This window comes from Mucilaginibacter sp. NFX135, from assembly GCF_048565145.1.
In the GTDB taxonomy this organism is placed as follows: domain Bacteria; phylum Bacteroidota; class Bacteroidia; order Sphingobacteriales; family Sphingobacteriaceae; genus Mucilaginibacter.
Map to the genome: position 1 here is coordinate 2,575,584 of NZ_CP183412.1, position 25,978 is coordinate 2,601,561.

Sequence of the window (25,978 nt, forward strand, 5' to 3'; positions counted from 1 at the left end):
TATGAGTGATATTGCTATAACATCAACCCAGATAACCGAATTGATTGACCTGGTGAAAAGGGTGCACGGATTTGATTTTTCGGGTTATACCAAAGCCTCGTTAAAAAGGCGGGTGGTGAGGATTATGCAATTGAAAAAGATGGAATTTTATGATCTGAAACACACTCTGGTTAATGATCAGCATTTTTTTCAGTATTTCTTAGAAGAAATTACGGTGAACGTTACCGAAATGTTTCGTGATCCGTCGTTTTATAAAGCGCTTAATTTGCAGGTAATGCCCTATCTGTCAACCTACCAGCATGCCAAAATATGGTGTGCGGGCTGTTCTACAGGCGAAGAGGTTTATTCCCTGGCCATATTACTGCGCGAGGCAGGGCTCAGCAAAAAATCATTCATTTACGGTACCGATATCAATACCGAAGTATTGAGGGAAGCCCGTAAAGGGATATATAGTTTGCGTAATATAAAAAGTTATGCAGAAAATTATCAGTTTACGGGATTAACAGGCTCTATATCAGATAATTTTACTATTTTGTATGATGCGGCGTCGGTGCATAATGAGCTGAAACAGAATACCCTGTTTTCGGTACATAATTTAGTATCTGACGATGTTTTTAACGAGTTTCAGTTGATCAGCTGTCGCAATGTGTTTATTTATTTTGAAACAGAGCTGCAGGAACGGATACTGGAATTGTTTTATAAAAGTTTATGTCCCTTAGGTTATTTATGCTTAGGCAGTAAAGAAACCATACGGTCTGAAGCTTTTAAGCGAAAGTTCAAGGTGATCAATCAAAAGGAAAATATTTATCAAAAAATTGGGACCTGATAAAAATTTACTCGAACGCTGGCGCACCACCGAGTTATTATTGCTGGGTGGTTCTGCCGGGTCGTTTAAACTTTTGTTCCAGATGGTAAAACTGCTTCCGGCCGATCTTGGTAAAACGGTGATCATTGTTATCCACCGTAAGCGGAACTTTTTTAGCGAAATAGCGAAACTTTTTGCCGAGAACAGCCGTATGTCACTCCGAGAAATTGAAGATAAAGACGTTCTTGAAAAAAATACGATCTACATAGCACCGGCTAATTACCACACCCTCATAGAAAAAGGCAGGTATTTTAGTTTAGATGTATCGGAGGCGGTTTGGTATTCCAAGCCATCCATTGATGTAACTTTTGAAAGCGCTGCTGAGGTTTATAAAGATCGTTGCATGGCTATTTTATTATCGGGTGCCAATCAGGATGGCGCCGAAGGGATGCTAAAATTAAAAAACAGCGGGGCCGTTACCATAGCCCAGCATCCGGAGGATGCTGAAATGAATGAAATGCCGGCATCGGCCATAAACAATGGGGCAGCCGGATATATATTACGTACAGATGAGATATTTAAACTTTTGCATACACAGTAATTCACTTACATTAGCACTAAATGAGTCCCGTTAATATTCTTATTGTTGATGACAGAGAAGAAAATATTGTTGCGCTTGAAGCATTATTAAAGCGTGATGATATTCGCATATTCTCTACAACATCGCCAAATGAGGCCCTGAAAATTGCCTGGGACACGCATATTGCTATTGCCCTTATTGATGTGCAGATGCCTGAGATGGATGGCTTTGAGCTGGTTGAAATGCTCAAATCAAATCCGCGTACACGGGATATCATGGTGATATTTGTGACCGCTATATCTAAAGAGGCCAAATATGCTGTAAAAGGTTTGGGTACCGGTGCTATTGATTATTTATATAAACCGCTTGATCCTTATATTACATCGGCCAAGGTTGATTCATTTGTGCACCTGGCACGCAGCCAGGCCGAGATCAGGTTAAAGAACGAAGAATTACAAAACTTTGCCATTGTTGTAAAAAACTCTGCCGATATTATTTGTTCGGTTGATGCGCAAAACCTCCGCATCAATAATATTAACCCTGCGGTTGAAACTATTATGGGTTTTAAATCGGCCGAGTTACTGGGTAAAAGTATTATTGATCTGTCGGTTGAAAATCAAAAAACGTTGTTTCGTAAAAAACTGGGAGAGATCATCAAAGACAACCTCAATTTTGCCGTTTTTGAGTTGCAGTTTGAAACCTTTGATAAGCGGGTAATATGGGTAGAATGCCGTGCATCTTATCACAATAAAACCATCTTTTTAAACATTAGTGATATTTCTCCGCAAAAAAGTTACCAGGAACAGCTGATCAAGTCAAAAGAAAATGCGGAGTACAGCAAAAAGGTAAAAGAAACCTTCTTGGCCAATATGAGCCACGAATTGCGTACGCCGGTTAACGGTATTATTGGCATAACCGACCTGCTGCTTCGTACCGAACTAAACGAGCAGCAAAAGAACATGCTTAATTTGCTGGAAACGTCCTCCAAATCGTTGTTAGGCGTTATCAATGATGTGCTGGATATATCTAAGATAGAAGCCGGCAAGTTTAATATTGTACGTACCCCCAATAATATACGTGAGCTTATCCAGGCAGCGTTTGACCTGCTTAAATTCAGGGCCGATGAAAGCAATATCGAATTTATACTGGAGATAGAAAACAATGTGCCGTCGGATCTCATGGTTGATTCCCTACGCCTGAACCAGATCTTGATGAACCTGCTGAGCAATGCTATTAAATTTACCGAAAGGGGTTATGTTAAGCTAAAAGTATCGGTATTGCAAAAACATAACGATAAGGTTAAACTAAAATACAGCGTTGAAGATTCTGGCATCGGGATCCCGGCCGACAGGCTCAGCAAAATTTTTGAATCATTTGAACAGGCCGAAGAAGACACCGTAAGCAAATATGGCGGTACAGGGCTTGGACTAACCATAGTAAAAAAACTGGCCGAGTTAAAAGGCGGGGAACTTACCTTGAGCAGTCAGATAGGTAAAGGGAGTACTTTTAATTTTATAAACTGGCATACTATAGCAGCAAAACCCGTTGAAAAAATGAACAGTAAACCCGATAAGGTATTGAACCCTTTTAACAATGTTACTGTTTTGGTGGCCGAGGATAATATGGTGAACCAGTTCATGCTATCGAAAATGCTCAAAGACTGGAATGTGGAAGTTGAAATGGTGGATAACGGCCGTAAGCTGATCGAAAAACTGAAAACCAAAAAATACGACCTTATTTTAATGGATACGCACATGCCCGAAATGAACGGCTATGAAGCGGCCCGCACCATACGGGTTGATTTTGAAGAACCCAAAAGGAGCATCCCTATTATATCACTTTCCGCATCTTCATTTGGGCACGAGCAGGAACAGGCCATAACCTCTGGTATGAATGATGTATTGGCAAAACCTTTTCAGCCGTATCAACTACATGAAAAAATGAGTCAACTGTTAAAGGAGGTGGTATAATCGCTAAAAATCAAGCTTGGTTTGGCCAATGCCCATCACTTTGGCTTCGTGTTCCAGCAACCATTTCTTGCGCCACAACCCGCCTGCATAACCGGTTAGGCTGCCATCAGAACCAATAACCCGGTGGCAGGGCACCACAATCCACAGGTCATTTTTGCCATTTGCCGATGCTATGGCCCTTATGGCCAGCGGACTATTCATCCGGTTTGATTGCTGGGCATAGGTAATGGTGCTTCCGTATTTTATTTGCAATAACTCGTCCCATACCTGTTGCTGAAAAGGTGTACCCGCTTGTTTCAAGGGCAGATCAAATTCCTTACGCTCGCCTTTAAAATATTCATCTAACTGATCGATGGCCATTTGCAGCAATGGGGTAGGTGCCGGTGTAATTTCATACTCCTCATCCCTTGCTGATATGGAAGCGATAAAACCATCCTCTTCAATAATACGGGTGATGCCAAGTGGGGTATTACAATAAGCAACAGGCATGAGTTTTATTTTTTACAGGTTGATAATGGATTGCCGATTTTTCAAATTTAATGCAATTGATACAATTGGTCAAATGTACGCGTCAGGACGATCTCATAAAAATCGCGTCATTGCGGGGCACGAAGCAAGAGCCTCACCCAACCCTCTCCAAAGGACAGGGCTTTAAAGTGCTTTTTTTGAAGTCTCCCCCTTTGGGGGAGATTTAGAGGGGGCTCCTGCTTCGTACCATCGCAATGACGCGAGTGAGTTACCCCTCTTTCCGCCGCAGGCGAGGAGAGGTGACCAAGCAACAATGGTCAATGCAAGGAAAGCAATGCACCAATAAACCAATGAACAAATGAACCAAATAATTACCTTTGACGCCATGAAACTCGTTAACGAAACCTGGCACCTGCTTAAAAAGGAAATTTTGCTCGAATGGCGATCAAAATATGCTTTTAATGGTGTTTTGTTATACGTGGTGTCAACCGTTTTTATTTGCTACATTTCCTTTAACCTCACACCGGGTTTTAGCGGCAGTAACGGTTACAAAGTGGTATGGAACGTACTGTTCTGGATCATTATGCTGTTTGCTTCGGTTAATGCTATAGCCAAAAGCTTTATGCAGGAGAGCAAGAGCCGCTTGCTTTATTATTATTCCATTGCCAGTCCGCAGGCTATTATCCTGTCAAAAACCATCTACAATGTTTTGCTGATGGCCCTGTTAAGTATACTGGCTTTGCTGGTGTACATGGTGTTTTTTACCAACACCCTTGGCGATCCGCTTTTTTACTTTTTAACCGTGTTGCTGGGCAGCCTGAGTTTCTCAACGGTGTTCACCATGATATCGGCCATTGCCTCCAAGGCGGGTAATAACGGTACGCTGATGGCTATCCTGAGCTTTCCGGTTATTATACCGGTGATCCTGGTGCTTATTCGCCTCAGTAAAAACGCGATGGATGGGATAGACAGAAGCCTGAGCCTGGGTAACATAGGCGTTTTGTGCGCCATTAATGCCATCGTGATTACCACCGCGCTTTTACTTTTTCCTTTCCTTTGGAGGGATTGATAATATTATAGAATCAAGAGATAAGAGTCAGGAATCAAGAGAAAATAGAGCAAACAGGAGAGTGTATTATATTTTCCCGTTTAAAAAGAACTAAAAACCATGTCATTGCGAGGAGGCACGACGAAGCAATCTCATCATGTTCAATTCAAGTAAGCATGATGCGGAAGTACAATGAGGAGATTGCCACGCTGCGCTCCAATGACATGTTTTTCAAGTATTGGAACAGATGTGAGAGTTGTTATCAAACCAACTTCCATTGTAACTTTCTTGTCTCAATAAATAAATGCAGGCAATTTCATCAAGCGTTCATAAAAAATGTGTTTTTTAGTACCTTGGAAAAAAATTGTATCCCTCATTAATGCGGCCTTATTGGATCATTCTTCTTTTTATAGTTTGCCCATTTGTAGTAATAGCTCAAAATACTACTATTACCGGTACTATTGTTAATGCCAACGGCAAAAATCCGGTAGCCCGGGCCAGCGTGTTTTTAAGCAATGCCACTTATGGTACGGTTACAGCCGATGATGGTTCATTTACCCTCGGAGGTGTTAAACCCGGTCAGTATGAACTGGTGGTGACTACCGTTGGCTATGAGGATTATTCCCAAACGATACAGGTGAGCGGCGCACCCCTAAAACTCAATATCGAACTTACCCAAAAAGTATTGATGCTGCGCGAAGTAGTGATCAGCAGCGCGGCCGACTGGAAAAAGAATTACGAACAATTCAGGCGTGAGTTTATTGGTACTACCGAAAACTCCAAACTTTGCCGGGTGGTTAATCCGCATATTCTCAATCTCATTTATCATCGAAACAAACAACAGCTGGAAGCCTCTGGCGATGAGTTCCTGGTGGTGGAAAACCATGCGTTGGGATATCGTACCAAATTCCTGCTCAAAAATTTTGTAAGTGATGCTATTGAACATACCATACAATATGCCGGCAAGGCCTTGTTTGAAGAACTGCCCGGTTCGGCAGAGCAAAAAAAGGCATGGAAGTTAAAACGCGAGCAGGCGTATTATGGCTCTGCACAGCATTTTTACCGGTCGTTATATAAAGACCGGCTGAAGGAAGAAGGCTTTGAGGCGCATGATTTTACACGCATGCTGAACCGCGAACGCCCGGACGAAGCCCTGATCCTGCAAAAGATCAAAAGGTACCGGGATGTTACGCCCAACCGCGATTCGCTGGTGAACTGGTACAGGATCAGTAACCTTACCAAATGGAACCGGGAAAACCTGAGCCGCATCCCTTATCAATCATTCGAAATATTGCGCAAAACACCCGAAAAAGGCATATATGCTGTTGTTTTTCCGCATCTTTTATACGTAGTATACACCAAAAAAGAAGAAACTACGGAGTTTAAGGATGTTTATCGTCCGCTGGATATGGGTAACTATGAAACCAGCATTGTAACACTTTACGGTAACTATATTTTGTTTGATATGAACGGCATCGTAATATCAAACCCAAGTCCGCTTTATGAAGGTACCTGGTCCAAAGCCAAGCTTGCCGATCTGCTGCCGGTAGATTATGAACCGGGGGACTGACGGGGCTCACTCGTTCATTGGTGTCATTTGTTCATTGGTAAACGTGGCATAATCAAATGACAATAACTGGTCATAAATAAACTATAAAAGACCAATGAACTAATGAACAAGTAAACCAATGAACCAATAATTCACTACATTTGCCCATCAATCAATATGAAATTTATTTATCAATCCTGGTGGAAGGTTTTAACGGTGATCGTAATTATTTACACACTGATAGCCGGTTTACTGCTTGGGGTACCCAAGCTGCCTATAGTTCACGAAACAATTAGAAATACCTATTTCCATGTGCCTATGTGGATGGCCATGTTTACGGTTTTTACTATTTCGGTTTATTACAGTATCAAATACTTAAATACGGGCAAAGAGCAGTATGACCTTATTGCGGTAGAATGTGCCAATACCGGTCTTTTCTTTTTTGTGCTGGGGCTGATAACCGGTATGCTTTGGGCCAAATATACCTGGGGTGAATTTTGGAGCAACGATCCAAAACAGAACAGCGCCGCCATAGCCTTCTTGTTGTACTGCGCTTATTCGGTATTGCGTAACTCTATCGACGAAGAGCAGAAACGGGCCAAAATATCGGCCATATATAACATTTTTGCTTTCCCGGTAATGATTGTACTGATTATGGTGCTACCCCGGATGACTGATTCATTGCACCCAGGTAATGGTGGTAACCCCGCTTTTGGTAAGCTCGATTTGGATAACCGCATGCGCATGGTATTATATCCTGCCTTTATTGCCTGGAGCTTTATGGGCATCTGGATAGCCTCGGTACGTTACCGTATCCGTTTAATTGAATATAAAAAGAACGAAAATTAATAATGAAGAAGCTTATAGTTTTAGTACTGTTGATGTTAAGTTTTGCGCGTGTTTTTGCACAACAAAACGCGGCGGTTGAAATGGATAATGTATTACGTAGCTCGGGCAAAATATACGTTGTGGTGGCTACTATAGTGATAATTTTTGCCGGATTAGCCTTTTACTTGTTCTCTATCGATCGTCGATTAAAAAAAATCGAAAAAGAAAAATAGTTCAAAAAATTTGCCTATCTTGTTTAAACATGGTTTTTGTACGGTTGTTATAAGGTGTATCTGAAACACTAACAATAAAATATTTGCGATATTGATAAAAAATGTACCAAATTTGTGCACTTTTTTAAGAGTTTAATATTTATATAACAATTATGGCTACGAATATTTTAGTTGCTGATCAGGATACCCACTTCTTTGGCGACGTATGTAAAAACTTCGATTACGCAGCGCAGTTTACTAAACACGATGCTGGTTTATTAGACCAGATCAAATCATGTAACAGTGTTTACCGCTTCCGTTTCCCTATCCGCAGGGGCAATGGTTTTGAGGTGATCGACGCTTGGAGGGTTGAACACTCACACCACCAATCGCCAACCAAAGGCGGTATCCGCTATAGCGAAATGGTGAACGAGGATGAGGTAATGGCATTGGCCGCTTTAATGACCTACAAATGCGCCATTGTGAACGTTCCGTTTGGCGGCGCCAAGGGCGGTATCAAAATAAATCCCAAAAACTACACCGTAAGCGAGCTGGAAAACATCACCCGCCGTTATACTGTTGAATTGATCAAGAAAAACTTTATTGGCCCCAGCATTGATGTACCTGCTCCGGATTATGGATCGGGCGAGCGCGAAATGAGCTGGATTGCTGATACCTATGCTACCATGAACCCAGGTCAGTTGGATGCCATGGGTGCCGTTACCGGTAAACCTATCGCGTTACATGGTATCGCTGGTCGTCGTGAAGCTACCGGTCGTGGCGTGGCTATTGCCATCCGCGAGTGCGTAAGCGTTGGCGAGGATATGCAGAAATTGGGCTTGCTGCCAGGTTTAGCAGGTAAAAGAGTAATTGTACAGGGTTTAGGTAATGTGGGCTACTATTCGGCTAAATTTTTGGGTGAATTTGGTGCCATTATTGTTGGTTTGTGCGAGTTTGAAGGCGCTATCTATAACGAAGATGGGCTTGATGTGGAAGCTGTTTTTCAACACCGCAAAGCAACCGGTTCTATTTTAGGCTATGCCGGTGCCCTGCGCGAATTTGCCAATACCATGGAAGGCCTGGAGCAACCATGCGATATCCTGGTGCCAGCTGCTTTGGAAAACCAGATCACTGAATATAACATCCGTAATATACAGGCAAAAATTATTGCCGAAGGTGCAAACGGTCCAACGTCACCGGAAGCCGAGGCTATATTTTATGCCAATGGCGGTTTGATCATCCCGGATATGTATGCTAATGCCGGCGGTGTAACCGTATCTTACTTTGAATGGTTAAAAAACCTGAGCCATGTGGCTTTTGGCCGTATGAACCGCAGGTTTGAAGAAAACTCCAACCTTAACCTGGTCAACATGGTAGAGGGCATCACCGGTACATCATTAACACCAATGCAGCGTTCAACCATCATCAAAGGCGCGTCTGAATTGGAATTGGTAAATTCCGGACTGGAAGATACTATGATCCGCTCATACCATGAGATCAGAGAGATCTACAAAAACAACCCTAAGATCGAAACCCTACGTAATGCAGCCATGGTAGGCGCTATCAACAAAATAGCCGTATCATACCAAAACCTTGGTGTTTGGCCATAAATAAATTACTTTGTGATAAGACAGAGCTTGAAGCGGCGGGTTGAAAAACCTGCCGCTTTTGTTTTTATACCTCCACTATGTCATTGCGAGGAACGACGAAACAATCGCGAACTATACCGATCTATCTTTTATATTTTCTTTTACTGGTTTTTAAGCTTTGGCTTTCCCTTACCAATGGTTTAATTAATTTCTGAGTCGCGGAAACAGATTTTGGAGAAGCACTATCACACTCCTCCTTATACGCCTCCGGTACCCATTCCAATCTTAGTCTGCATTCGTTACTCATAGTTATTTGCTTTACGTAAATATACCAAAAGTATCCTAAACCGTCATTGCGAGGTACGAAGCAATCTCTATGCTATACAGGGCATCTCTGTAAATCGGGGATTGCTTCGTGCCTCGCAATGACGCGTGGAGATAGAGATTCCAAATCCCCTCTTTCCGCCGAAGGCGAAGAGAGGGTGACCAAGCGTAGCGATGGTCGGGTGAGTCGACTGTGCAATAAATCTTGATTCCCGGCTCTTAATTCTTGCCTCTAATCTCCCTGTTAAGAATAATTCTAAATAACACATATGGCTTGTAAAAAACTTTATTAGCGCTATGTTTTGTATTTTTGCATTCTATTTTATAATATATAAGCCTCAGAATGAAGAAAAGTGCAATTTTTGGTCTTGTAGTTATAGCTATCGCTATAGCGGTTATCATTAGTGTTTACTCCAACTCCAGTACCTATGGTTCTTTTAGCGATGCTACAAAAACTACCAGCGAGCTGCATATTGTAGGACACCTGAATACAGCAAAAAAGTTGTATTATGATGCCACTAAGGATGCCAATTACTTTTCGTTTTATATGAAAGATAATAAAGGCGAAGAACGCAAAGTAGTATTTACCGGCACCAAACCCGAAGACTTTGAGCGGAGCGAGCAGTTGGTATTAACAGGCACCATGGTTGGTCAGGAGTTTCATGCCTCCAAGATCCTGATGAAATGCCCTTCCAAATACACTCAGGACAAGTTAGAAATTACAGAAGCAAAGGCCACGCAGGCCAGTATATAATAAAGTTAAAAGTCAAAATTCAAAAGTCAAAAAAAGCATAAATGCCTGACTTTTAACTTTTGACTTTTGAATTTTGACTTAAAATATGGATACAGTTTTTAAAGGCGAACACCTTTTACCCGGCCAGATAGGTCAGTTTTTTATCGTTCTTTCTTTTGGCGCGGCTCTTTTATCGTTCATCAGCTATTATTTTGCCACTACCGAAGATGCAGGCAAAAATGATAGCTCCTGGCAGCGCATGGGCCGCATCGGCTTTTATATCAATTCCATCTCTATACTGGGCATGGGCACATGCCTGTTCTATGTTATTTATAACCACTATTTCGAGTATCATTATGCCTGGGCCTATACCTCGCGCTCGCTACCAGTTTACTACATAGTATCTGGTTTCTGGAACGGACAGGAGGGGGGCTTCCTGCTGTGGACTTTCTGGCAGGCCGTTTTAGGTAATATCCTCATCCGCAGGGCCAAATCATGGGAGCGCCCGGTAATGACGGTGGTAGCCTTTTCGCAGGTGGTTTTAGCCACTATGGTACTGGGTGTCGAAATCCTGGGTACCCGCATTGGCAGCTCGCCATTCCTGCTGTTACGCAAAGCGCTCGAAGCGCCTATCTTCCAAAACCCCGACTATCTTTCATTTATAAAAGACGGCCAGGGCATGAACCCATCCCTGCAAAACTATTGGATGATCATTCACCCGCCAACACTGTTCCTGGGTTTTGCGTCAATAGTAGTGCCTTTTGCTTATGCGGTAGCCGGTCTTTGGCAAAAACGTTATAAAGAGTGGGTTGCACCTGCTATACCATACGCTCTGTTTGCCGGTATGATACTGGGTACAGGTGTTATCATGGGCTCGTTCTGGGCATACGAGTCGTTGAATTTTGATGGCTTCTGGGCCTGGGATCCGGTAGAGAATGCCTCTATCTTCCCATGGATCACCATGGTGGCTGCTTTGCACGTACTCATCGTATTTAAAAATACGGGTCACTCTTACTTTACCGCTACTTTTTTGGTATTGATCAGCTTTGTGCTGGTATGGTATTCTTCATTTCTGTCGCGCAGCGGTATTTTGGGCGATACTTCTGTACACTCCTTTACCGATAACGGCATGTTCTGGCAGCTGGTTATTGGCGTATTAATATTTCTGGTACCGTCCATTGTATTATTGGTGGTCCGGAGAAAACAAATGCCGATCACCAAAAAAGACGAAGACACCTACTCGCGCGAGTTCTGGATGTTTGTAGGCTCGGTATTTTTGGGCCTGTCATGCTTTCACTTGCTGGTGGTAACTTCTGTACCGGTATGGAACGCTATGTTCGGTACTAAAATAGCGCCGCCATCTGATGTAATTAAGCATTACAATGTTATCCAGTCGTCATTTGCTTTTGTAGTGACGATATTGACCGGTTTTACCCAGTTTTTAAAATATAAGAAAACCGATGTTACCCGCTTTTTTATTACTACAGGTTTATACCTGCTCTTTGGCGCTTTAATAACCGCGTTGGTAGTGTATGCCACCGGCGTTTACAAACTGAACGCGGTGTTTATACTGGTGATGTGGGGTTCGGTATATTCGGTGGTAGCAAACGCGAAAATACTGGCAGATGCCTTTAAAGGTCAGTTTAAACTGGCCGGATCGGCAGTGGCGCATATTGGTTTTGGCTTACTGCTGATAGGCGCGCTGATAGCAGCAGGTACCAGGAGCATTATCTCTATTAACAATACCGGCGAAGGTTTTTCTCCGGAGTTTGCCAAGGAGCAAAATCCGCGCGAAAATATATTGGTTTATCTGAATCAGCCTCAAAAAATGGGTGATTATACGGTTACATACATTGGCGATTCTATATCAACTCCTAATATCTTTTTTAAAGTTGATTATAAAAAAATGGATGCCAGCGGTAAGGTAACCAACGAATTTGTATTGAAACCCAAAGCGTTGATCAATAAAGGACAGATGTCGGCCTCGCCGGATACAAGGCATTATCTGTTTCATGATATGTACACGCATATTACCATGTTTTATCCGGTACCATCTGCCTTAAAAGGCGAAGCAGAGCAAAATGGTGCAGACGGTCATGATGAAGCTAATGACGATAAAAATTACGATGCCCCGGTAAGTCACGAAGTAGCCCCGGGAGATACTATCAGGTATCGCGATGGCTATATCTTATTAAAAGGATTGAATAAAGAAGCTAAAGTGCAAAGTATTCCACTTACTGATAGCGATGTGGCTATTGGTGCCAACCTGGAAATTGTAACGAATGGCAAAAAATATGAGGCGGTACCGGTATACATGATCAAAAACGGTAACGTGTTTGATTTTGCCCGCAAGGTAGATGATGCCGGTTTGAAACTGCGTTTCAGCAAGGTGATACCAGAGAATAAAAAGGTGGAGATCATGGTGTATCAACAACCCGAAAGCAAAAAGAAATTTATTGTGATGAAAGCTATCCAGTTCCCATACATTAATTTCTTCTGGTCGGGCACTATCATTATGGTGATCGGTTTCTTTATGTCGATACTCCGCAGGAAAAAGGAATTGAAGGTGGTTTAAAAGCCTCACTCAAGCCTCTCCAAAGAGTAATAGCTCATGAAGAGGTGGAGTTTAAACTTACAAGGTTAAAACAAGCCGCAGAGCAGACTCACCCGGTCTACGCTTCGCTGGACCACCCTCTCTGCGGCTTTGCCGCAAAGAGGGTAAAGAAAAAAAGAATTAAAAATCCCCTCTATTCGCGAAGCGGAGAGAGGGGTGACGAGCGCAGCGACGTCGGGGTGAGTCGATAGATAGATGCTTAATTTTCGCTTTATGCCTTTTCATGGGCTATTACTCTCCAAAGGAGAAGGCTTTTAAAAATATAATCTTTAAAGAGCCGGGGCACCGCGCAAGAAAAGGCTGTCATGCTTAGCTCCATCGAAGCATGGTGGGTAGGCTTTTACGCATTCCCTTCGACGGAAGGTGACGGCCCTCTCTTTTGAGCATAGAAATACAAAAACTTCGTAAGTTTACCCGCAAGCATGGATACTTATTTAGCCGCGCACTGTCAAAATATCCTTAACAATGGTTTTGCCATTGTCGATGCCGTTTATTCACCAGCAGAAGTAGAAGCCATCCTTAACGTCATCAAAGCTGTCGATCCATCGAACCCGGCTTTTCGTAAAACGGAGGATCTGTTTGCCATCAGGCAATTTTTAAAGGAGGTGCCTCCTACTGTTCCTTTGATTTTTAACGACAATTTAAAAACGTTGATCAATAACTTGTTTGGTGAAGGGTATTTTGCCGTTAAATCTATCTACTTCGACAAGCCCGAACTTTCCAATTGGTTTGTGGCCTGGCATCAGGACTTCACCATTGTGGTTAACCAGAAAAGGGATATCCCAGGTTATGGTCCGTGGACGGTTAAACATAATCAATTTGGCGTACAGCCGCCGCTGGATATATTACGGGATAATTTTACCATCCGTATCCACCTGGATGACGCCGGTGCGGATAATGGCGCGCTCAAGATAATTCCCGGATCACACCTGAAAGCTGTTTATCGTCCTGAAACCATTAACTGGCAGGTTGAAACAGAAACGCTTTGCCCTGTTGCTGCAGGCGGAGTAATGATCATGCGCCCATTGCTGCTGCATGCCTCTAACCGAACCACCAACAACCAAAAAAGAAGGGTAGTGCATATTGAGTTTAGTCGTGCTAAATTGCCTGATGGGATTGATTGGGCGGAGAAGATGAACATTCCATAGTGATAAACCCAACCCCAATTTTACTCCTGTTTTAAAAAGGCTAATATTTTACTGTTCACGGTATCGGGTTTTTCTACTGATGGCAGGTGGGCGGCTCTGGCAACCGGAAAAAAGTCAACCTTGAGCACACTACGGATCGAGTCGCTGTAACGGAAGGGTGAGGTGCCATCTTTTTCGCCCCAGATAAGCAGCACGGGTTTATTGGCTTTATTGAGACATATATTGCTTTCCCGGCTGTGCTGTTCATAATCATACATAGTTGATACCAACGCATGCCTGAAACCTTTATATTCCATCTGCGGCAGATAGCGTTTTACCCATGCTGAGTGCTCTTTCGGATACAGGAAATCATTCAGTTGGTCCTTTGCCCGTTTATTGGAATTCACAGCCTCGTTATACATGGTAAAATGGCGGGGAGCGCTGGGCTTAAGGCTTTCATAAGCCGGATCTATCAATATCACTTTATTGATCATGTCTGGGTGCTGGCAGGCAAAATTAGTTATCATTTCGCCGCCAAATGATATACCGGCCAGGTTTACATGGCCTTGTAGTTTCAGGGCGGTTATCAGATCCAATAATTGGGTGTTGTACAGGTTCTTATCATAGATGGTGTAAGGTCTGTCAGAATAACCCCGGCCATACATGTCATAACGCAGTACCCTGTAGCCATTTTTTACCAGGAACTCATACGTACCATCCCAGATATAGTATGGAACGCTAAAGCCGTGCACCAATATCACTACTTCGCCATTTTCTGGCCCTTCGAGCTGATAGTGGGTAATACCCTTGCTTAATTTTATAAATTTGCCATTGATATTTTTGCGGTCGGCGGCGGTTAAAACCTTTTTTTCTTTGTTGTTATATTCATAAAAACCATATAATATCAGGGCAGAGGCCCCCACCAGGAAAATGACGATGATGATACTTACTTTAAGTATTTTCATAGGGCAACGGATAGATAGAGATGATGATCGCTAAAATACAGAAATATTTAAATTACAACTGTTTACAGAATATTAAATTGTAAAATAGTATGCGTATAACTTTAATCGGATCGGGCAATGTGGCCACACACCTGGCTGCTGCTTTAAAAAACGCGGGCCATCGTATAGTGCAGGTTTATAGCCGCGATGTTCAACATGCCGCATTACTGGCCTACCATGTTGGCGCCGAGGCCATTGATAACCTGGCAGCCATAAATCCGGATACCGACCTGTTTATCATTTCTGTAAAGGACGATGCCATTATAGAAATGGTAAAAGCGCTGGCCGGGTATCAAAAACTCATTGTACATACATCCGGTTCAACCAATTTAAATGATGTGCTGGCTTTTACGGATAATGCGGGGGTATTATATCCGCTGCAAACCTTTAGCAAAACTAAAGAAGTTGATTTTTGGGCTGTGCCTTTATGTATTGAAGCAGCTAATGACCATATCAAATCCAATCTGAAACAACTGGCCGCTACGATCAGTAATAATGTATATGATGTAAACTCCGCCGATCGTAAAATATTGCACCTGGCTGCGGTATTTGCCTGTAATTTCCCTAATTATTTGTATTCAGTAGCACAACAGTTGCTGTCGGCACATCAAATGAACTTTGATATGCTGAAACCCCTGATACTGGAAACCGCTCAAAAAGTGCAGGCGCAGCTACCCGCAAGCGTGCAAACCGGACCCGCTGTACGCAATGATGTTGTTACCATGGATGCTCACCTGCAAATGCTTAATGGTCAGCCCTATTGGCAGGAGATCTATGCTTTATTAAGTCAGGGTATTATCAAAAACAATAATGGTGGGCACGGGGACAAGTAATTTTGTTACTTTTGCCTAAATGAACGTTTTTAAAATAAAGATAAATTTCGAGGAAAAAGGGCATGAACCCGTTGAACTGCCTATAGCCGAAGGAGAATCTGTATTGGATGTTTGCCTGGAAAACGGCATAGAGCTGCAGCATAATTGCGGCGGCGTTTGCGGATGCAGTACCTGCCACGTTTACGTAAATAAAGGAATGGATAATATCCAGGAGATATCTGATAAAGAGGAAGATTTTATTGACAGGGCCGTAAATCCGCGTATTAACTCGCGCCTGGGTTGCCAGTGTGTAATAGTTGATGGTGATATTGAAGTAACCCTGCCAGATCAGTCACAATTCCTGGGGCACTAAATAGAGGGTTTTACGTTTGACGTTGTACGTTTTACGTAAAGTTAATAAACATAGAATATAAAAGAACGTATAACGTACCACGTAAAACGTACAACAAAGAAAATGAGCGACAATAAATTTGCCTTACCTATTCACTGGAATGATTACGAAGACATCGCTATTGAACTTTATGAAAAGTTTGGCGATGATTTTGATGAATCAAAAATATACCGCATCCGTTTTACCGAATTGCTGGAATGGGTTTTATCATTACCCAATTTTGCAGGCACAAGAGCCGAATCAAATGAAGGACACCTGGAGCAGATCCAATCGGCCTGGGTTTACGAATGGCGCGATAATCAATAAGGGACAATAGTAAGTAATGAATGGTGAGTGGTAAGTTGTCAGGGTTTAGTAGCCTTCTATGTATTACTCACCATTCACTGTTCTCCACTCACTAATTCGCTAATTCAATAATTACCTCGTTGGAATCATTTCTACAAAAATTAAAAGATATTACCACGTTTATTTTTGATGTGGACGGTGTGCTTACCGATGGTTCTGTTTTTGTGACCGACAACGGAGAGCAAAGCCGGGCTTTTAACATCAAAGACGGGTATGCCCTGCAGCTGGCCGTTAAATGCGGATACAATGTATGCGCCATATCTGGCAGCCGGTCAAAAAGCGCTATATACCGCCTAAACAGCCTGGGTATTCAGGATGTTTATATGGGTACGCATACCAAATCACAGCGTTTTAAAATATATCTGGAAGAAAAAGCCATCATCGCTACCAATGTTTTGTATATGGGTGATGATATTCCTGATCTGGAAGCCATGAAAATGGCAGGTTTACCCGTTTGCCCTGCTGATGCGGTTGAAGAAATAAAAGCCGTAAGCGCCTATGTATCGCCTTATGCGGGAGGTAAAGGCTGTGCCCGTGATATTATTGAAAAAGTGCTTAAGGTACAGGATAAGTGGATGAGTGAACAGGCTTATAGCTGGTAGATTATTTAGTTCATGGATCATAGGTCATGGTTCATGGTAACTTAAGTGACCAAGGTATAAATTATAGGCTTTTTACTATGAACCATGATCTATGAACTATCAACTATAAAAAAACATCTACTATGAACTCAACGTCTATCCCCAAAATCATTCTGGCATCAAAATCACCGCGCAGGCAGGATCTGCTCCGATTGATGGATATGGAGTTTGAGGTTGTTTTAAAAGATGTTGACGAATCATATCCCGAAGGTTTAACACCACAGGAGGTGGCGGTTTATATCGCCCGTAAAAAAGCCGAAGCCTTTGATGGTACCGTAACTGATGAAGTGGTCCTTACCGCCGATACCATTGTTTGTATAGATGGCCTTATATTGGGCAAACCTGAAACTCCGCAACATGCGGTAGAGATGCTGCAGTTGCTATCGGGCAAGGTGCACCAGGTTATTACCGGAGTTTGCTTGCTGTATAAGGGTCGTTATAATAACTTTTTTGATGTATCCGAAGTGTTTTTTCGCAAACTAAGCAACCAGGAGATTGAAAGTTATGTAACTGAGTATAACCCGCTTGATAAAGCTGGCTCATACGGTATCCAGGAACGTATTGGTTTAATAGGTATTGAGCGCATTAATGGCTCTTATACCAACGTAGTGGGCCTGCCTACAGAAAAGTTATACGCTCAGCTTTTTAATTTAAATAAATAAATATTTAAATTAAACCTTTGTTTGTTCAAGAGTCTAATGAATAAATATAAGGGAGTGAATTAAAATGAGAAAAACTATCTATACAGGGCTGGTATTATTGCTGGTTTCGGCCCTGTCTGCTTGCAGCAGTTACAATTACTACACAGCAGCCCGCAACAAAACCGATCTCTCATCTTACCGTACATTTGCCTGGGTAGCACCAGAAACAAGCAACAAAGCCGGTGGTGTTGTTAAAAAAGAGATCGCTGATGAAAGGGTGAAAGATGCTACTATCGCGGCATTACAAACTAAAGGCTTAAGATTACAAGAAAACAATCCCGATTTGCTGGTGAGCTACTCTACCCTGACCGGCAGAGGCGTAAAAACCGAATTCTATCCGGCTTATTATGGCGGCTGGGGCGGCTGGGGTGGCTGGGGCTGGGGTTGGGGCTGGCGGTCACGCGGATTTTATGGCTACTATGGTGGCTGGGGCGGCTGGGGTTATCCATACGGCTACGGCGGTACTTATGCCCGTGTTCCCTACAAAGAAGGCACCTTGATCATCGACCTGATTGACCGTAACACCGGTCGTATAGTGTGGAGGGGTTTTGGTGTTGGCGAACTGCACAATCCGCAAAAAACGCTCAACGAATTGCCTAAAGTGGTTGATGGCGTGTTAAAACAGTTAGAAATCAACCAGGTTAGTCCGTCGCAAATACGAAAAGTGTAAAACGCGAACCCTTATTCGTTCATTCATTCCTGCAAAAATATAATGATCAATCCCTTTAGGTACTAAGCCTGGAGGGATTTTTTTTGACGGTATAGATTGGTAACAGCAAAAATAACAGCTACTACTACCAATACAATTACCCCGGTATCTAAAGGGCAGCCATCGGGTCCACCATCATTTCCATCACAAAGACCACCGCCCGGGTTTGATTGGGCAAAACAGTTGGAGGTGATCAATAAAAGGCATATCCCCGGTAAAAATTTATAAATAGTTTTTACAAAGGCCGATAATTCCATGGTGATGTTATTGTTTATAAAACTTAGCGCTGCCAATTCTTTTTCCGGTAGACTCGTCAACTGCTTCTATTACGTAAAGTCCGCTCAGGAGGTTACTAATATTTTGCTGTAAATAATTGGTATTGCTTGCGGTTATGGTTTTTACCAAGCCTCCGGAAGCGGTTGCAATATTTACTTTAATGGCGTTGCTATAGGTTTTACCAAAGTTAATATTTATACTTTGTGAAGCAGTACTTGGGTAAACAATAAATCTTAAAGGGCTTGTAGTAAGATAATTGAAGTTTAAAACGTTCGAAATGTTTGTTCGCCCGGTTACCAATTGTTGTTTTAAACGATATAATACCTGTCCGCTGCCAGGTGCTATATCAGTATAGCTATAGCTACCCACGCCGGTTGAACGCAAGCTATCAATAGCTATAAAAGAATTACCACCATTAGTGCTTTTTTCAACAACAAATGTGGTTGAATTGCTTTCATTATCAGTTTGCCAGGTTAGTTTAATACCGCTTGTTTGTTTAGCTCCATTAAAGTCGCGTAATTTATATTCATGCCCCGGGGCTATGCCAATACTTAAATAAAACCTGTCGCGCGCGTAACTGGCCGGGGCGGTAGTTACATTAAAAGTGTATTCGGTATTATGGATCACATCTAAAGAATCATTGGTGAATTTGTCCTTTAAAAAAATGGTGTAGCGTTCGTCAATATTTTGTTTAATAGGGGCCGTAAGCTTATAAGTACCATAATTGGTGTAGGCAATAAAAAGGTTTATCCGCTTTTGTTTCTCTAACTCTGTGGTATAGTTTGCAAAACATCCTATAGAATCGGCAGTTTGTGAGAAAAAGAAATTTCCCTGGCCCGATGATGCTAAATATGGAGCATCCTCGCCGGGGACAAATTTATTTTGAGCGTTTTTATCAAAATAAATGTCGGTAGAACTAAAAGTGCTGGTGTCCTGCATCATATCCAATCGTAACCATGGGGTAGTACTCACATTGGTTGTTGCCGCTATGGCTACGGACGCTGTTGCCTGTTTACTATCCTGACCGCCGTTAACAGCCAACGTTTTTACAACAGAAGGTCCTCCCTTTTTTACATTAAATATCGGCGGCGAAGTACTGGTATAAGTTGCATAAGGCACTTTCATGCTTTCGTCAAAGGTGATCTTAGTACTGGCAGCCGGTGCAATCACAAAAAAGCCTTGTCCCGATAATACATATTGACTGCCTCCGGTCCCTACAACAGGTGAATTAAGGGTGCTTGTATTAATCAGCACAAACCGGGTAGATGAGCTGTTTGTGCCGGTTGGAGCATTTTTAATGAGTAGGTAATAAAATTTTAAAGTAGTGTTAACCGCACCAACTTTAGCCAGATCGATAACGGATGCGTAAGGGTTACCTACTAAATTATACCCCCTCTTTTGTGTAGGGGTTGTGCTACTGAACGATAAAGTAGCTGGGTATGCAGTATTAGCCAAAGGATAGGTTGACGCATCTGTCGCGGTGGTAGCTGGCAAATTAATAATGTTTGGCGTCATGGGGGAGTTGGTGGCCGTTGTGCCTTTAATAACAGATCCAAAAAATGTTAATGTGCCATCGTCGGCAGCAGGGAAAGGCTTTACAAATGGCGCTCCGGTGGCCGGGTTTAGCTGGTCGCGGCTCCCCCGGTAATAAAGCAATATACCGTTGCCTATGGGGATAGACACGCTGGTATTTGTAAGCGCTTTATATTCATTGCCCGCTACCTGGTTTTGGTCGGCAGTTGCTGGGGCGTTTTCATTATAAACAAAAACGGAGGGACTATTACCCGTGGCCGGGGCACTGTCAAAACCGCCTCCGGAACCACTGGGGCCGGTAACAATGGTACTCAGTTTGCTACCCGCCGCGCCCGGCAATATGATCGGTTTCAGGCTGTAACTGTTAGAGGTGCTGCTTATAACTGTATTGGTAGTATCGGCAACCGGCGATGAAAGAAGCATATACCTGCGGGCACCGCCCTTTATAAAACGCTGCACTTCAATTTTACCGGCAATAGCCCCGGCAGTAAGGTTGCCGATGCTGGCATCACCGCTGGCATTAGAGAGCAGGGTTAAAGCAGAGGTATAGGTTGAAGGCGTATTTTCGACTGTCAATATACCCGATCCGTTAACATTGATGGTATAAGTGGGGTTAATAAAAAAATTACTATTCAATTTCATCCGTTTGCTGGTTGCTCCGGTTGTACCATTGGTAAAAGTTACATTATTGAATTTTGTACCTGCTGTGGTCTGATCTATCAGTGTTTGGGCAGCTGTGCCGTCAAACGTAATGAGACCGGCGCCCGCGGTGAAAGTTCCTGAATTGGTATAGTTCTGCGCGATATTTAAGGTACCACTGCTCATAGTTAAAGAGCCGCTGGTGTTTACACTGCCGTTAATATCGGTAGCGCCCGATCCCAGGTTTAACGCGCCTGTGTTACTGACGTTAGATGCAATACTCAAACTACCACCGGCCTGATTAATAATACCTGGGGAGTTATTAATAAGACTCCCGTTGATAGTAGTTGCACCCACACCACCCGTCACTGTAGCTGAATTTGTCCAAGTGGCCGCTGTTGATCCACTTATCCCGATAGTTGTAGTAGTATTAACAGTAGCGAAAGTTACATTGGCCGATGTGGTAAAAGTAGAATCGATATTTAAATAACTGGTTTGAACCGGGGTGGTGTTGCCAATAACCGGGCCGCCAATTACAGCATTGCTCCCCTGGACTACTAAATTATCATAAGTAACATCGGTTGAGGCAGTTGTACTTACTTTGCCGCCATTGGGGCCAAAACCCTGGGTAGAAGAAGTGTAGACTACCGCATTAGGGGCTGTATAATAAATGGTTACCCGGCCACCAAGTGTTCCGCTTTGCCTGTTACCATACAGGTTTATAGAACCGTAGGGCGCAGCCAAAGCACCTATCGCATTGGCGTTATTGAGGTATAATGTCGGACTACTCTTAGGAGAGCTGGTATTATACGTACCGTTAACTGTAAAGTAAGCCAGGTTATTACCAGTATTATAGCCGTTTGGGTTTGTAATGCTTATTTGACCATCCAGGCGCATAATACCATCCTCTAACCGGAAACCGCTGCCATTGGTTAAGCTGGTGCTCGGTATGATCAAAACACTGCCCGATACATTTAAATTGGCTATATGTGAAAATAAAAAGCTGTTTTGCCCGCCTGTGGTGCCACTTAAGCCAACTCTGATGTTAACGCATTTTAGGGTGGCTGTGCCGTTTATAAAGTTATTGATAGTTGTACCGGCGCTATTGTTGAGGTTTGGATTTTGAGTAATATCGCCTGCTATTGCCAATGTTCCTGTGCTGCCATTTATAGTTACTGTAGTCCCGGGTATTGCTGTGCTGTATTGTTTTGATCCGAACGTAATAGATGCTATTGTTAATGTTTGATTGGCGTTTAGCGTTAGCGTTGGCTGGTTAGTATAAACACCAATTGTAGTGCTTACGCCAAACAGAACAATATCATCTGTTCTGCCCCCGCTACCGGGATAATCTGCTGTACCGGTTCCGCTTCCCGTAACTGTCCAGTTGGCGGTGGTTGTCCAGGCCGTTGAGCTACTGCCATCCCAGTTAAAAGTATAAGCAGCAAAGGCCCGGCTTTGGATAAATATCAGAAAAATAAGAAGAAGGATGATTTTAGATAGACGTGTTGGCAGATTCAGAAGTAGCAATGTTTTGTGTATTAAAGCTTGTTATAATGTGGCTTTATACGGTAGAAATTTCTTTAAAGTTTCATTTTTATACCCTAAAGACATGTAAATCAGTGAATAAAATGAATAAATACATCATTTTTTTGAAGGGTTTACTAAAAAAGATGACAAGAGCAAGCTTGCCGATGTATTGCTGAAATGGATCAAAATTATAGTCGCGTATTATTGTTTGAAGAATTTAGCGCTGCCGATACGTTTGCCCGTGATAGTGTCAATGGCCTCTACAATGTAGAGCCCTTTGATCAAATTGCCCACGTTTTCCTGTACAGAATCGGTGTTGGCAGAGGTTAAGGTTTTTACCATGCCGCCAGTTGCGCTTATAATATTGATTTTGATATTGTTGCTGTATGTTTTACCCAATTTAATATGGATGTCGCCGGCCGTGCTGGTGGGGTATACCATGAACTTTAAAACATTCAGGTCGCTGTTATAATCAAATACCAGATTTTTTGACATTTGGGTATCACCTGTCACTAAACTTTGGGCCAGGCGATAAGTGATCTGTCCGTTACCAGGTGCCGGGTCGGTAAAGGTGTAACTGCCGGCACCGGTTGATTGCAGACTGTCGATCACTTCAAAAGATTTGCCGCCATTGGTGCTTTTTTGAACCACGAAACCTGTAAAATTACTTTCATTATCAGTTTTCCAGGTCAGCTGGATGCCGCTGGTTACTTTACTGCCGCTAAAGTTTAATAGTTTGTATTCATGCCCCGGCGCAATACCAATGCTCAGGTAAAAACGATCCCGGGGATAACTGGCGGCGTTTTGATCGACATTAAAGGTATAAACCGGATTGTGTACCACATCTAATGAGTCGTTGGTGTACTTGTCTTTTAAATAGATGGTATAGCGTTCGTCGATGTTTGATTTTATGGGCGAGGTAATTTTGTACTGACCGAAATTCGAGAACGCGATAAATAAATTGATGCGTTTTAGTTTTTCCAGGTTACCGGTATAATTAACAAAACAACCCACAGAATCGGCCGATTGCGAATAAAAGAAATCGCCCTGGCCCGATGCCGCTATGTATTGTGCATCTTCACCAAGTGCAAATTTAGCACTGGAATTTTTATCAAAAGCGATGTCGGCGGTATTTAATATGTTGGTATCCCGCATCAACTCTAACCGCAACCGTGGTATAGGATCTATAGCGGTTTCGGCAGATGCGGATGCTGCAACAGCCGCCTGCTGTGTGCTGGTTTTATCAGGACTAACCGTTAAAGTTTTAGCCACTACACTCGGGTTGCGTATCACATTAAACACCGGTTTGGTAGAAGCTGGTGAAGTATACGAAGTATAAGGCACTTTCATGCTTTCGTTAAATGTCAAAGTTGAAGTTGCATTAGGGGCGGTTATAAAAAATCCCTGCCCGGATACGGCGTACCTGCTGGCCCCGGCAGGCGGTGTACCTGCGTTACTGGCATCATAAACGGCATACGTGGTGGAGAAGCTGTTGGTGCCAGTAGTGACATTTTTAACCAGCATGTAATAAAATTTATAAGCGTTGAGGTTAACGGTATAAACTGTGTGCAGGTCAATTACCGATGGGTAAGGGTTACCAACCAGGTTAAGCCCTTTTTTGGTAGAAGCAGAGCTGGCAAACGATAAATTGTTTGACAGGGTAACCGCTGATGAACTATAATAAGTTGGAGGCGAAGCCGAAAAGTTTATGATACTCGTGGTGAAAGCACCACCACCTCCGCTGCCTTTATATACCGCGCCCGAAAAATTTAAAGTAGCATTATCTGGAGCAGGGAAGGGATTTACAAATACGGCAGAGCTTGATACACCTGTACGGCTGCCCCTGAAATAATATTCCACTCCATTACCCATCGGTACCGTTTCGTTCATAGTAGCAAATCCTTTAAATTCATTGCCTGTTACTACGTTGGGGTTAGTTGTTAGCGGGGCGTTTTCGTCGTATATAGAAACGGATGGGTTGTTTTGAGGCGAAGTGTCAAATCCATTGGCAGAGCCGCCTGGCCCGGTGATATAGGTAGTGGCAAAAAATGGCAGCAGGTTATATGTACTGGCCGATGCATTAGCTACCGGCGAAGAAATAAGCATGTAGCGGCGCGGACCGGTTGTTCCTCCTCCGCCTTTTACATAGCGTTGTACATTGATGGTGCCGGTAACTGTAGCAGTAATAGCATTGCTGCTGGCATCTGTACTTAAACTGGCTATACTGGCATCGCCCGTGCTGTTTGATAATAGCGTAAGACTGTTTGTTGCTGTGGCATCCACATTCATGGTAGTGGCGCTTGTTTTTAAAAAGGCCAAAGTGCCCAGAGCCGCTATATTGTTACGCCCGCTTAAGGTTGCAGTTGTGGCTGATGAAGTGAGATTATAGAATACCGTGCCTGTAGTAGGTGCGCTTGCATATGATCCTCCAGCGATGGTTTGGGTAGTACCGGTTAACTGAACAGTATTGGTATTGGTAACAAAATCAATAGGAGAGCTGGCGGAATTGTCAATATTACCCGCAACGGTTAGTAATCCTGATGAGACATTAGGTTGTTTTTTACCTGTTCCTGTTAATATTAAATTTTGATATAATGCCGGGCTTGTGTTTAAATTACTAACACCGGTTGTTGCGTATACTATTTGTGTGCCTGCACCTGCATAAGCATAATTAACAGTAGATTGCCCGGTTCCTGTACTATTGTAAAAATCAATAGAGCCTGCAATGGTAGATCCGGAAGCAGCTGTTGTATTGATGGGGGCGGCATTGGTGAGTATTAACTTAGCCGTTGAGCCAGTAGCTGCATCAATACTAAATATGGGAATTCCTGTACCACTACCGAGTAAGCCAAACAAGGTATTTTGGGTGAGTATTTGCCCGCTAATAGTGGTAGTGCCGCTTACTAATGAAAATCTTCCATCAATTTCCCCCAGTCCAAGAAAAAGGACTGCAACAAAACTTGAATTAATAGTTACATTGCCACTCACATTTAAATTTGCGAGTGTTACTATAAAACTTAGGTTAGGGGCAAGACTTAATAGGGCATTACCGGGGTTTGCAGTTGTGTTAATTTGGATAGAGCCGCAGTTAAGGGTGCCGGTACCGGATAGTGGAACCGAATAAGAAATTAATAAAGTTGGTTGCTGGATAATGGAATTGGTTACATTTAAAGTGCCGTTCACCGTTAAAGGTACAGTAGTTAAACTTAGTATGACGCCAAACGTAATAGACGCACAGGATACGTTATCCCCGGCATTTACAACTGGGGGATTGGTGAAAAAAAGCAATGCTCCAATGTTTACGTCATCCGCGGCTCCAGGTACTCCTGCAGGCGACCAATTGGCCCCGTTATTCCAGTTAGACACATCACCAGTAGCTCCGCCTGCCCATGATTTGGTTGCCGCTTTTACATCATTTGTTGCCTGCAAGCTAAGCAGTATCAGCAGCAATATCCAATAAGGTAAAAAGCTTTTCATAACACACAGGTTTATAGGCGCAAATACTCCTATCAGTTATTAAACTAATAAGTAA

The 25,978-nt window shown here is 42.9% G+C and carries 22 protein-coding genes; 17 read left to right on the forward strand and 5 right to left on the reverse strand.

Annotated elements, in window-relative coordinates; genetic code table 11:
• Nucleotide 1 precedes the first annotated feature (1 nt).
• The 3 genes from ACNURT_RS11055 to ACNURT_RS11065 are packed head-to-tail and all read left to right on the forward strand — an operon-like array spanning nt 2 to nt 3,355.
• A complete protein-coding gene (locus ACNURT_RS11055; protein ID WP_419701797.1) occupies nt 2-826 on the forward strand; it encodes a CheR family methyltransferase in 825 nt (274 codons plus the stop codon).
• Nucleotides 816-1,406, forward strand: a complete 591-nt coding sequence (locus ACNURT_RS11060) for a chemotaxis protein CheB (protein WP_419701798.1) — start codon at nt 816-818, stop codon at nt 1,404-1,406. Before ACNURT_RS11055 ends, ACNURT_RS11060 begins: the two co-directional genes overlap by 11 nt.
• Before the next feature lie 20 nt (nt 1,407-1,426).
• Nucleotides 1,427-3,355 carry a response regulator gene (locus ACNURT_RS11065; RefSeq protein ID WP_419701799.1) on the forward strand — a complete coding sequence of 643 codons (1,929 nt, stop codon included), beginning with the start codon at nt 1,427-1,429 and terminating at the stop codon, nt 3,353-3,355.
• A 3-nt stretch (nt 3,356-3,358) separates the two neighbouring features.
• Here ACNURT_RS11065 and ACNURT_RS11070 read toward each other — a convergent pair whose 3' ends face one another.
• Nucleotides 3,359-3,844, reverse strand: coding sequence for a methylated-DNA--[protein]-cysteine S-methyltransferase (locus ACNURT_RS11070; RefSeq protein ID WP_370998161.1), 486 nt, complete (start codon nt 3,842-3,844; stop codon nt 3,359-3,361).
• Nucleotides 3,845-4,208: 364 nt separating this feature from the next.
• Between ACNURT_RS11070 and ACNURT_RS11075 the strand changes: the two genes are divergently transcribed.
• From ACNURT_RS11075 to ACNURT_RS11110, 8 genes are all read left to right on the forward strand, one after another.
• Nucleotides 4,209-4,892: a heme exporter protein CcmB gene (locus tag ACNURT_RS11075; protein WP_172336915.1), complete on the forward strand. Its 684-nt coding sequence runs from the start codon at nt 4,209-4,211 to the stop codon at nt 4,890-4,892.
• 358 nt (nt 4,893-5,250) lie between these two features.
• Entirely contained in the window at nt 5,251-6,441 is a 1,191-nt protein-coding gene (locus ACNURT_RS11080) for a carboxypeptidase-like regulatory domain-containing protein (protein ID WP_419701800.1), read from the forward strand.
• 156 nt (nt 6,442-6,597) lie between these two features.
• Nucleotides 6,598-7,269, forward strand: a complete 672-nt coding sequence (gene ccsA / locus ACNURT_RS11085; protein WP_370998159.1) for a cytochrome c biogenesis protein CcsA — start codon at nt 6,598-6,600, stop codon at nt 7,267-7,269.
• 2 nt (nt 7,270-7,271) lie between these two features.
• On the forward strand, nt 7,272-7,481 hold the full coding sequence (locus ACNURT_RS11090; RefSeq protein WP_370998158.1) for a CcmD family protein: 210 nt from the start codon (nt 7,272-7,274) through the stop codon (nt 7,479-7,481).
• 152 nt (nt 7,482-7,633) lie between these two features.
• The gene (locus tag ACNURT_RS11095; RefSeq protein ID WP_419701801.1) at nt 7,634-9,070 is read left to right on the forward strand and encodes a Glu/Leu/Phe/Val family dehydrogenase; all 1,437 of its coding nucleotides are present in this window, start codon (nt 7,634-7,636) and stop codon (nt 9,068-9,070) included.
• Between the two features lie 646 nt (nt 9,071-9,716).
• A complete protein-coding gene (locus tag ACNURT_RS11100) occupies nt 9,717-10,127 on the forward strand; it encodes a cytochrome c maturation protein CcmE (protein WP_370998152.1) in 411 nt (136 codons plus the stop codon).
• 85 nt (nt 10,128-10,212) lie between these two features.
• On the forward strand, nt 10,213-12,681 hold the full coding sequence (gene ccsA / locus ACNURT_RS11105) for a cytochrome c biogenesis protein CcsA (RefSeq protein WP_419701802.1): 2,469 nt from the start codon (nt 10,213-10,215) through the stop codon (nt 12,679-12,681).
• 461 nt (nt 12,682-13,142) lie between these two features.
• Nucleotides 13,143-13,868: a phytanoyl-CoA dioxygenase family protein gene (locus tag ACNURT_RS11110; protein WP_419701803.1), complete on the forward strand. Its 726-nt coding sequence runs from the start codon at nt 13,143-13,145 to the stop codon at nt 13,866-13,868.
• A 20-nt stretch (nt 13,869-13,888) separates the two neighbouring features.
• On the opposite strand, the gene ACNURT_RS11115 is transcribed toward ACNURT_RS11110, so the two are convergent.
• Entirely contained in the window at nt 13,889-14,812 is a 924-nt protein-coding gene (locus ACNURT_RS11115) for an alpha/beta fold hydrolase (RefSeq protein WP_419701804.1), read from the reverse strand.
• An 89-nt stretch (nt 14,813-14,901) separates the two neighbouring features.
• On the opposite strand from ACNURT_RS11115, the gene ACNURT_RS11120 reads away from it, so the two are divergent.
• The 6 genes from ACNURT_RS11120 to ACNURT_RS11145 all read left to right on the forward strand — a co-directional run bounded on the left by ACNURT_RS11120 (nt 14,902) and on the right by ACNURT_RS11145 (nt 18,432).
• Nucleotides 14,902-15,684: a Rossmann-like and DUF2520 domain-containing protein gene (locus ACNURT_RS11120; RefSeq protein ID WP_419701805.1), complete on the forward strand. Its 783-nt coding sequence runs from the start codon at nt 14,902-14,904 to the stop codon at nt 15,682-15,684.
• A 19-nt stretch (nt 15,685-15,703) separates the two neighbouring features.
• Nucleotides 15,704-16,036, forward strand: a complete 333-nt coding sequence (locus ACNURT_RS11125; protein WP_370998142.1) for a 2Fe-2S iron-sulfur cluster-binding protein — start codon at nt 15,704-15,706, stop codon at nt 16,034-16,036.
• Between the two features lie 102 nt (nt 16,037-16,138).
• A complete protein-coding gene (gene iscX, locus ACNURT_RS11130; RefSeq protein ID WP_090524422.1) occupies nt 16,139-16,381 on the forward strand; it encodes a Fe-S cluster assembly protein IscX in 243 nt (80 codons plus the stop codon).
• Between the two features lie 119 nt (nt 16,382-16,500).
• On the forward strand, nt 16,501-17,022 hold the full coding sequence (locus ACNURT_RS11135) for a KdsC family phosphatase (protein WP_370998141.1): 522 nt from the start codon (nt 16,501-16,503) through the stop codon (nt 17,020-17,022).
• A gap of 122 nt (nt 17,023-17,144) precedes the next feature.
• A complete protein-coding gene (locus ACNURT_RS11140; protein WP_419701806.1) occupies nt 17,145-17,723 on the forward strand; it encodes a Maf family protein in 579 nt (192 codons plus the stop codon).
• Between the two features lie 64 nt (nt 17,724-17,787).
• A complete protein-coding gene (locus ACNURT_RS11145; protein ID WP_419701807.1) occupies nt 17,788-18,432 on the forward strand; it encodes a DUF4136 domain-containing protein in 645 nt (214 codons plus the stop codon).
• 62 nt (nt 18,433-18,494) lie between these two features.
• Here the strand turns inward: ACNURT_RS11145 and ACNURT_RS11150 are convergent, their stop codons facing one another.
• From ACNURT_RS11150 to ACNURT_RS11160, 3 genes are all read right to left on the reverse strand, one after another.
• Entirely contained in the window at nt 18,495-18,728 is a 234-nt protein-coding gene (locus ACNURT_RS11150) for a hypothetical protein (RefSeq protein WP_419701808.1), read from the reverse strand.
• Nucleotides 18,729-18,735: 7 nt separating this feature from the next.
• Nucleotides 18,736-22,446: a hypothetical protein gene (locus ACNURT_RS11155; RefSeq protein WP_419701809.1), complete on the reverse strand. Its 3,711-nt coding sequence runs from the start codon at nt 22,444-22,446 to the stop codon at nt 18,736-18,738.
• 201 nt (nt 22,447-22,647) lie between these two features.
• Nucleotides 22,648-25,923 (reverse strand): hypothetical protein, encoded by a 3,276-nt coding sequence (locus ACNURT_RS11160; RefSeq protein WP_419701810.1) that lies wholly within the window; start codon nt 25,921-25,923, stop codon nt 22,648-22,650.
• Between the last annotated feature and the right edge of the window lie 55 nt (nt 25,924-25,978).

Excerpts from the sequence above, each read along its gene's own strand:
- ACNURT_RS11150 (WP_419701808.1), bottom strand. The coding sequence starts at position 18,728 with ATGGAATTATCGGCCTTTGTAAAAACTATTTATAAATTTTTACCGGGG.
- ACNURT_RS11065 (WP_419701799.1), top strand. The coding sequence starts at position 1,427 with ATGAGTCCCGTTAATATTCTTATTGTTGATGACAGAGAAGAAAATATT.
- ACNURT_RS11110 (WP_419701803.1), top strand. The coding sequence starts at position 13,143 with ATGGATACTTATTTAGCCGCGCACTGTCAAAATATCCTTAACAATGGT.
- ACNURT_RS11140 (WP_419701806.1), top strand. The coding sequence starts at position 17,145 with ATGAACTCAACGTCTATCCCCAAAATCATTCTGGCATCAAAATCACCG.
- ACNURT_RS11070 (WP_370998161.1), bottom strand. The coding sequence starts at position 3,844 with ATGCCTGTTGCTTATTGTAATACCCCACTTGGCATCACCCGTATTATT.
- ACNURT_RS11160 (WP_419701810.1), bottom strand. The coding sequence starts at position 25,923 with ATGAAAAGCTTTTTACCTTATTGGATATTGCTGCTGATACTGCTTAGC.
- ACNURT_RS11100 (WP_370998152.1), top strand. The coding sequence starts at position 9,717 with ATGAAGAAAAGTGCAATTTTTGGTCTTGTAGTTATAGCTATCGCTATA.
- ccsA (WP_419701802.1), top strand. The coding sequence starts at position 10,213 with ATGGATACAGTTTTTAAAGGCGAACACCTTTTACCCGGCCAGATAGGT.
- iscX (WP_090524422.1), top strand. The coding sequence starts at position 16,139 with ATGAGCGACAATAAATTTGCCTTACCTATTCACTGGAATGATTACGAA.
- ACNURT_RS11055 (WP_419701797.1), top strand. The coding sequence starts at position 2 with ATGAGTGATATTGCTATAACATCAACCCAGATAACCGAATTGATTGAC.
- ACNURT_RS11125 (WP_370998142.1), top strand. The coding sequence starts at position 15,704 with ATGAACGTTTTTAAAATAAAGATAAATTTCGAGGAAAAAGGGCATGAA.
- ACNURT_RS11145 (WP_419701807.1), top strand. The coding sequence starts at position 17,788 with ATGAGAAAAACTATCTATACAGGGCTGGTATTATTGCTGGTTTCGGCC.
- ACNURT_RS11090 (WP_370998158.1), top strand. The coding sequence starts at position 7,272 with ATGAAGAAGCTTATAGTTTTAGTACTGTTGATGTTAAGTTTTGCGCGT.
- ccsA (WP_370998159.1), top strand. The coding sequence starts at position 6,598 with ATGAAATTTATTTATCAATCCTGGTGGAAGGTTTTAACGGTGATCGTA.
- ACNURT_RS11115 (WP_419701804.1), bottom strand. The coding sequence starts at position 14,812 with ATGAAAATACTTAAAGTAAGTATCATCATCGTCATTTTCCTGGTGGGG.
- ACNURT_RS11120 (WP_419701805.1), top strand. The coding sequence starts at position 14,902 with ATGCGTATAACTTTAATCGGATCGGGCAATGTGGCCACACACCTGGCT.
- ACNURT_RS11080 (WP_419701800.1), top strand. The coding sequence starts at position 5,251 with ATGCGGCCTTATTGGATCATTCTTCTTTTTATAGTTTGCCCATTTGTA.
- ACNURT_RS11095 (WP_419701801.1), top strand. The coding sequence starts at position 7,634 with ATGGCTACGAATATTTTAGTTGCTGATCAGGATACCCACTTCTTTGGC.
- ACNURT_RS11075 (WP_172336915.1), top strand. The coding sequence starts at position 4,209 with ATGAAACTCGTTAACGAAACCTGGCACCTGCTTAAAAAGGAAATTTTG.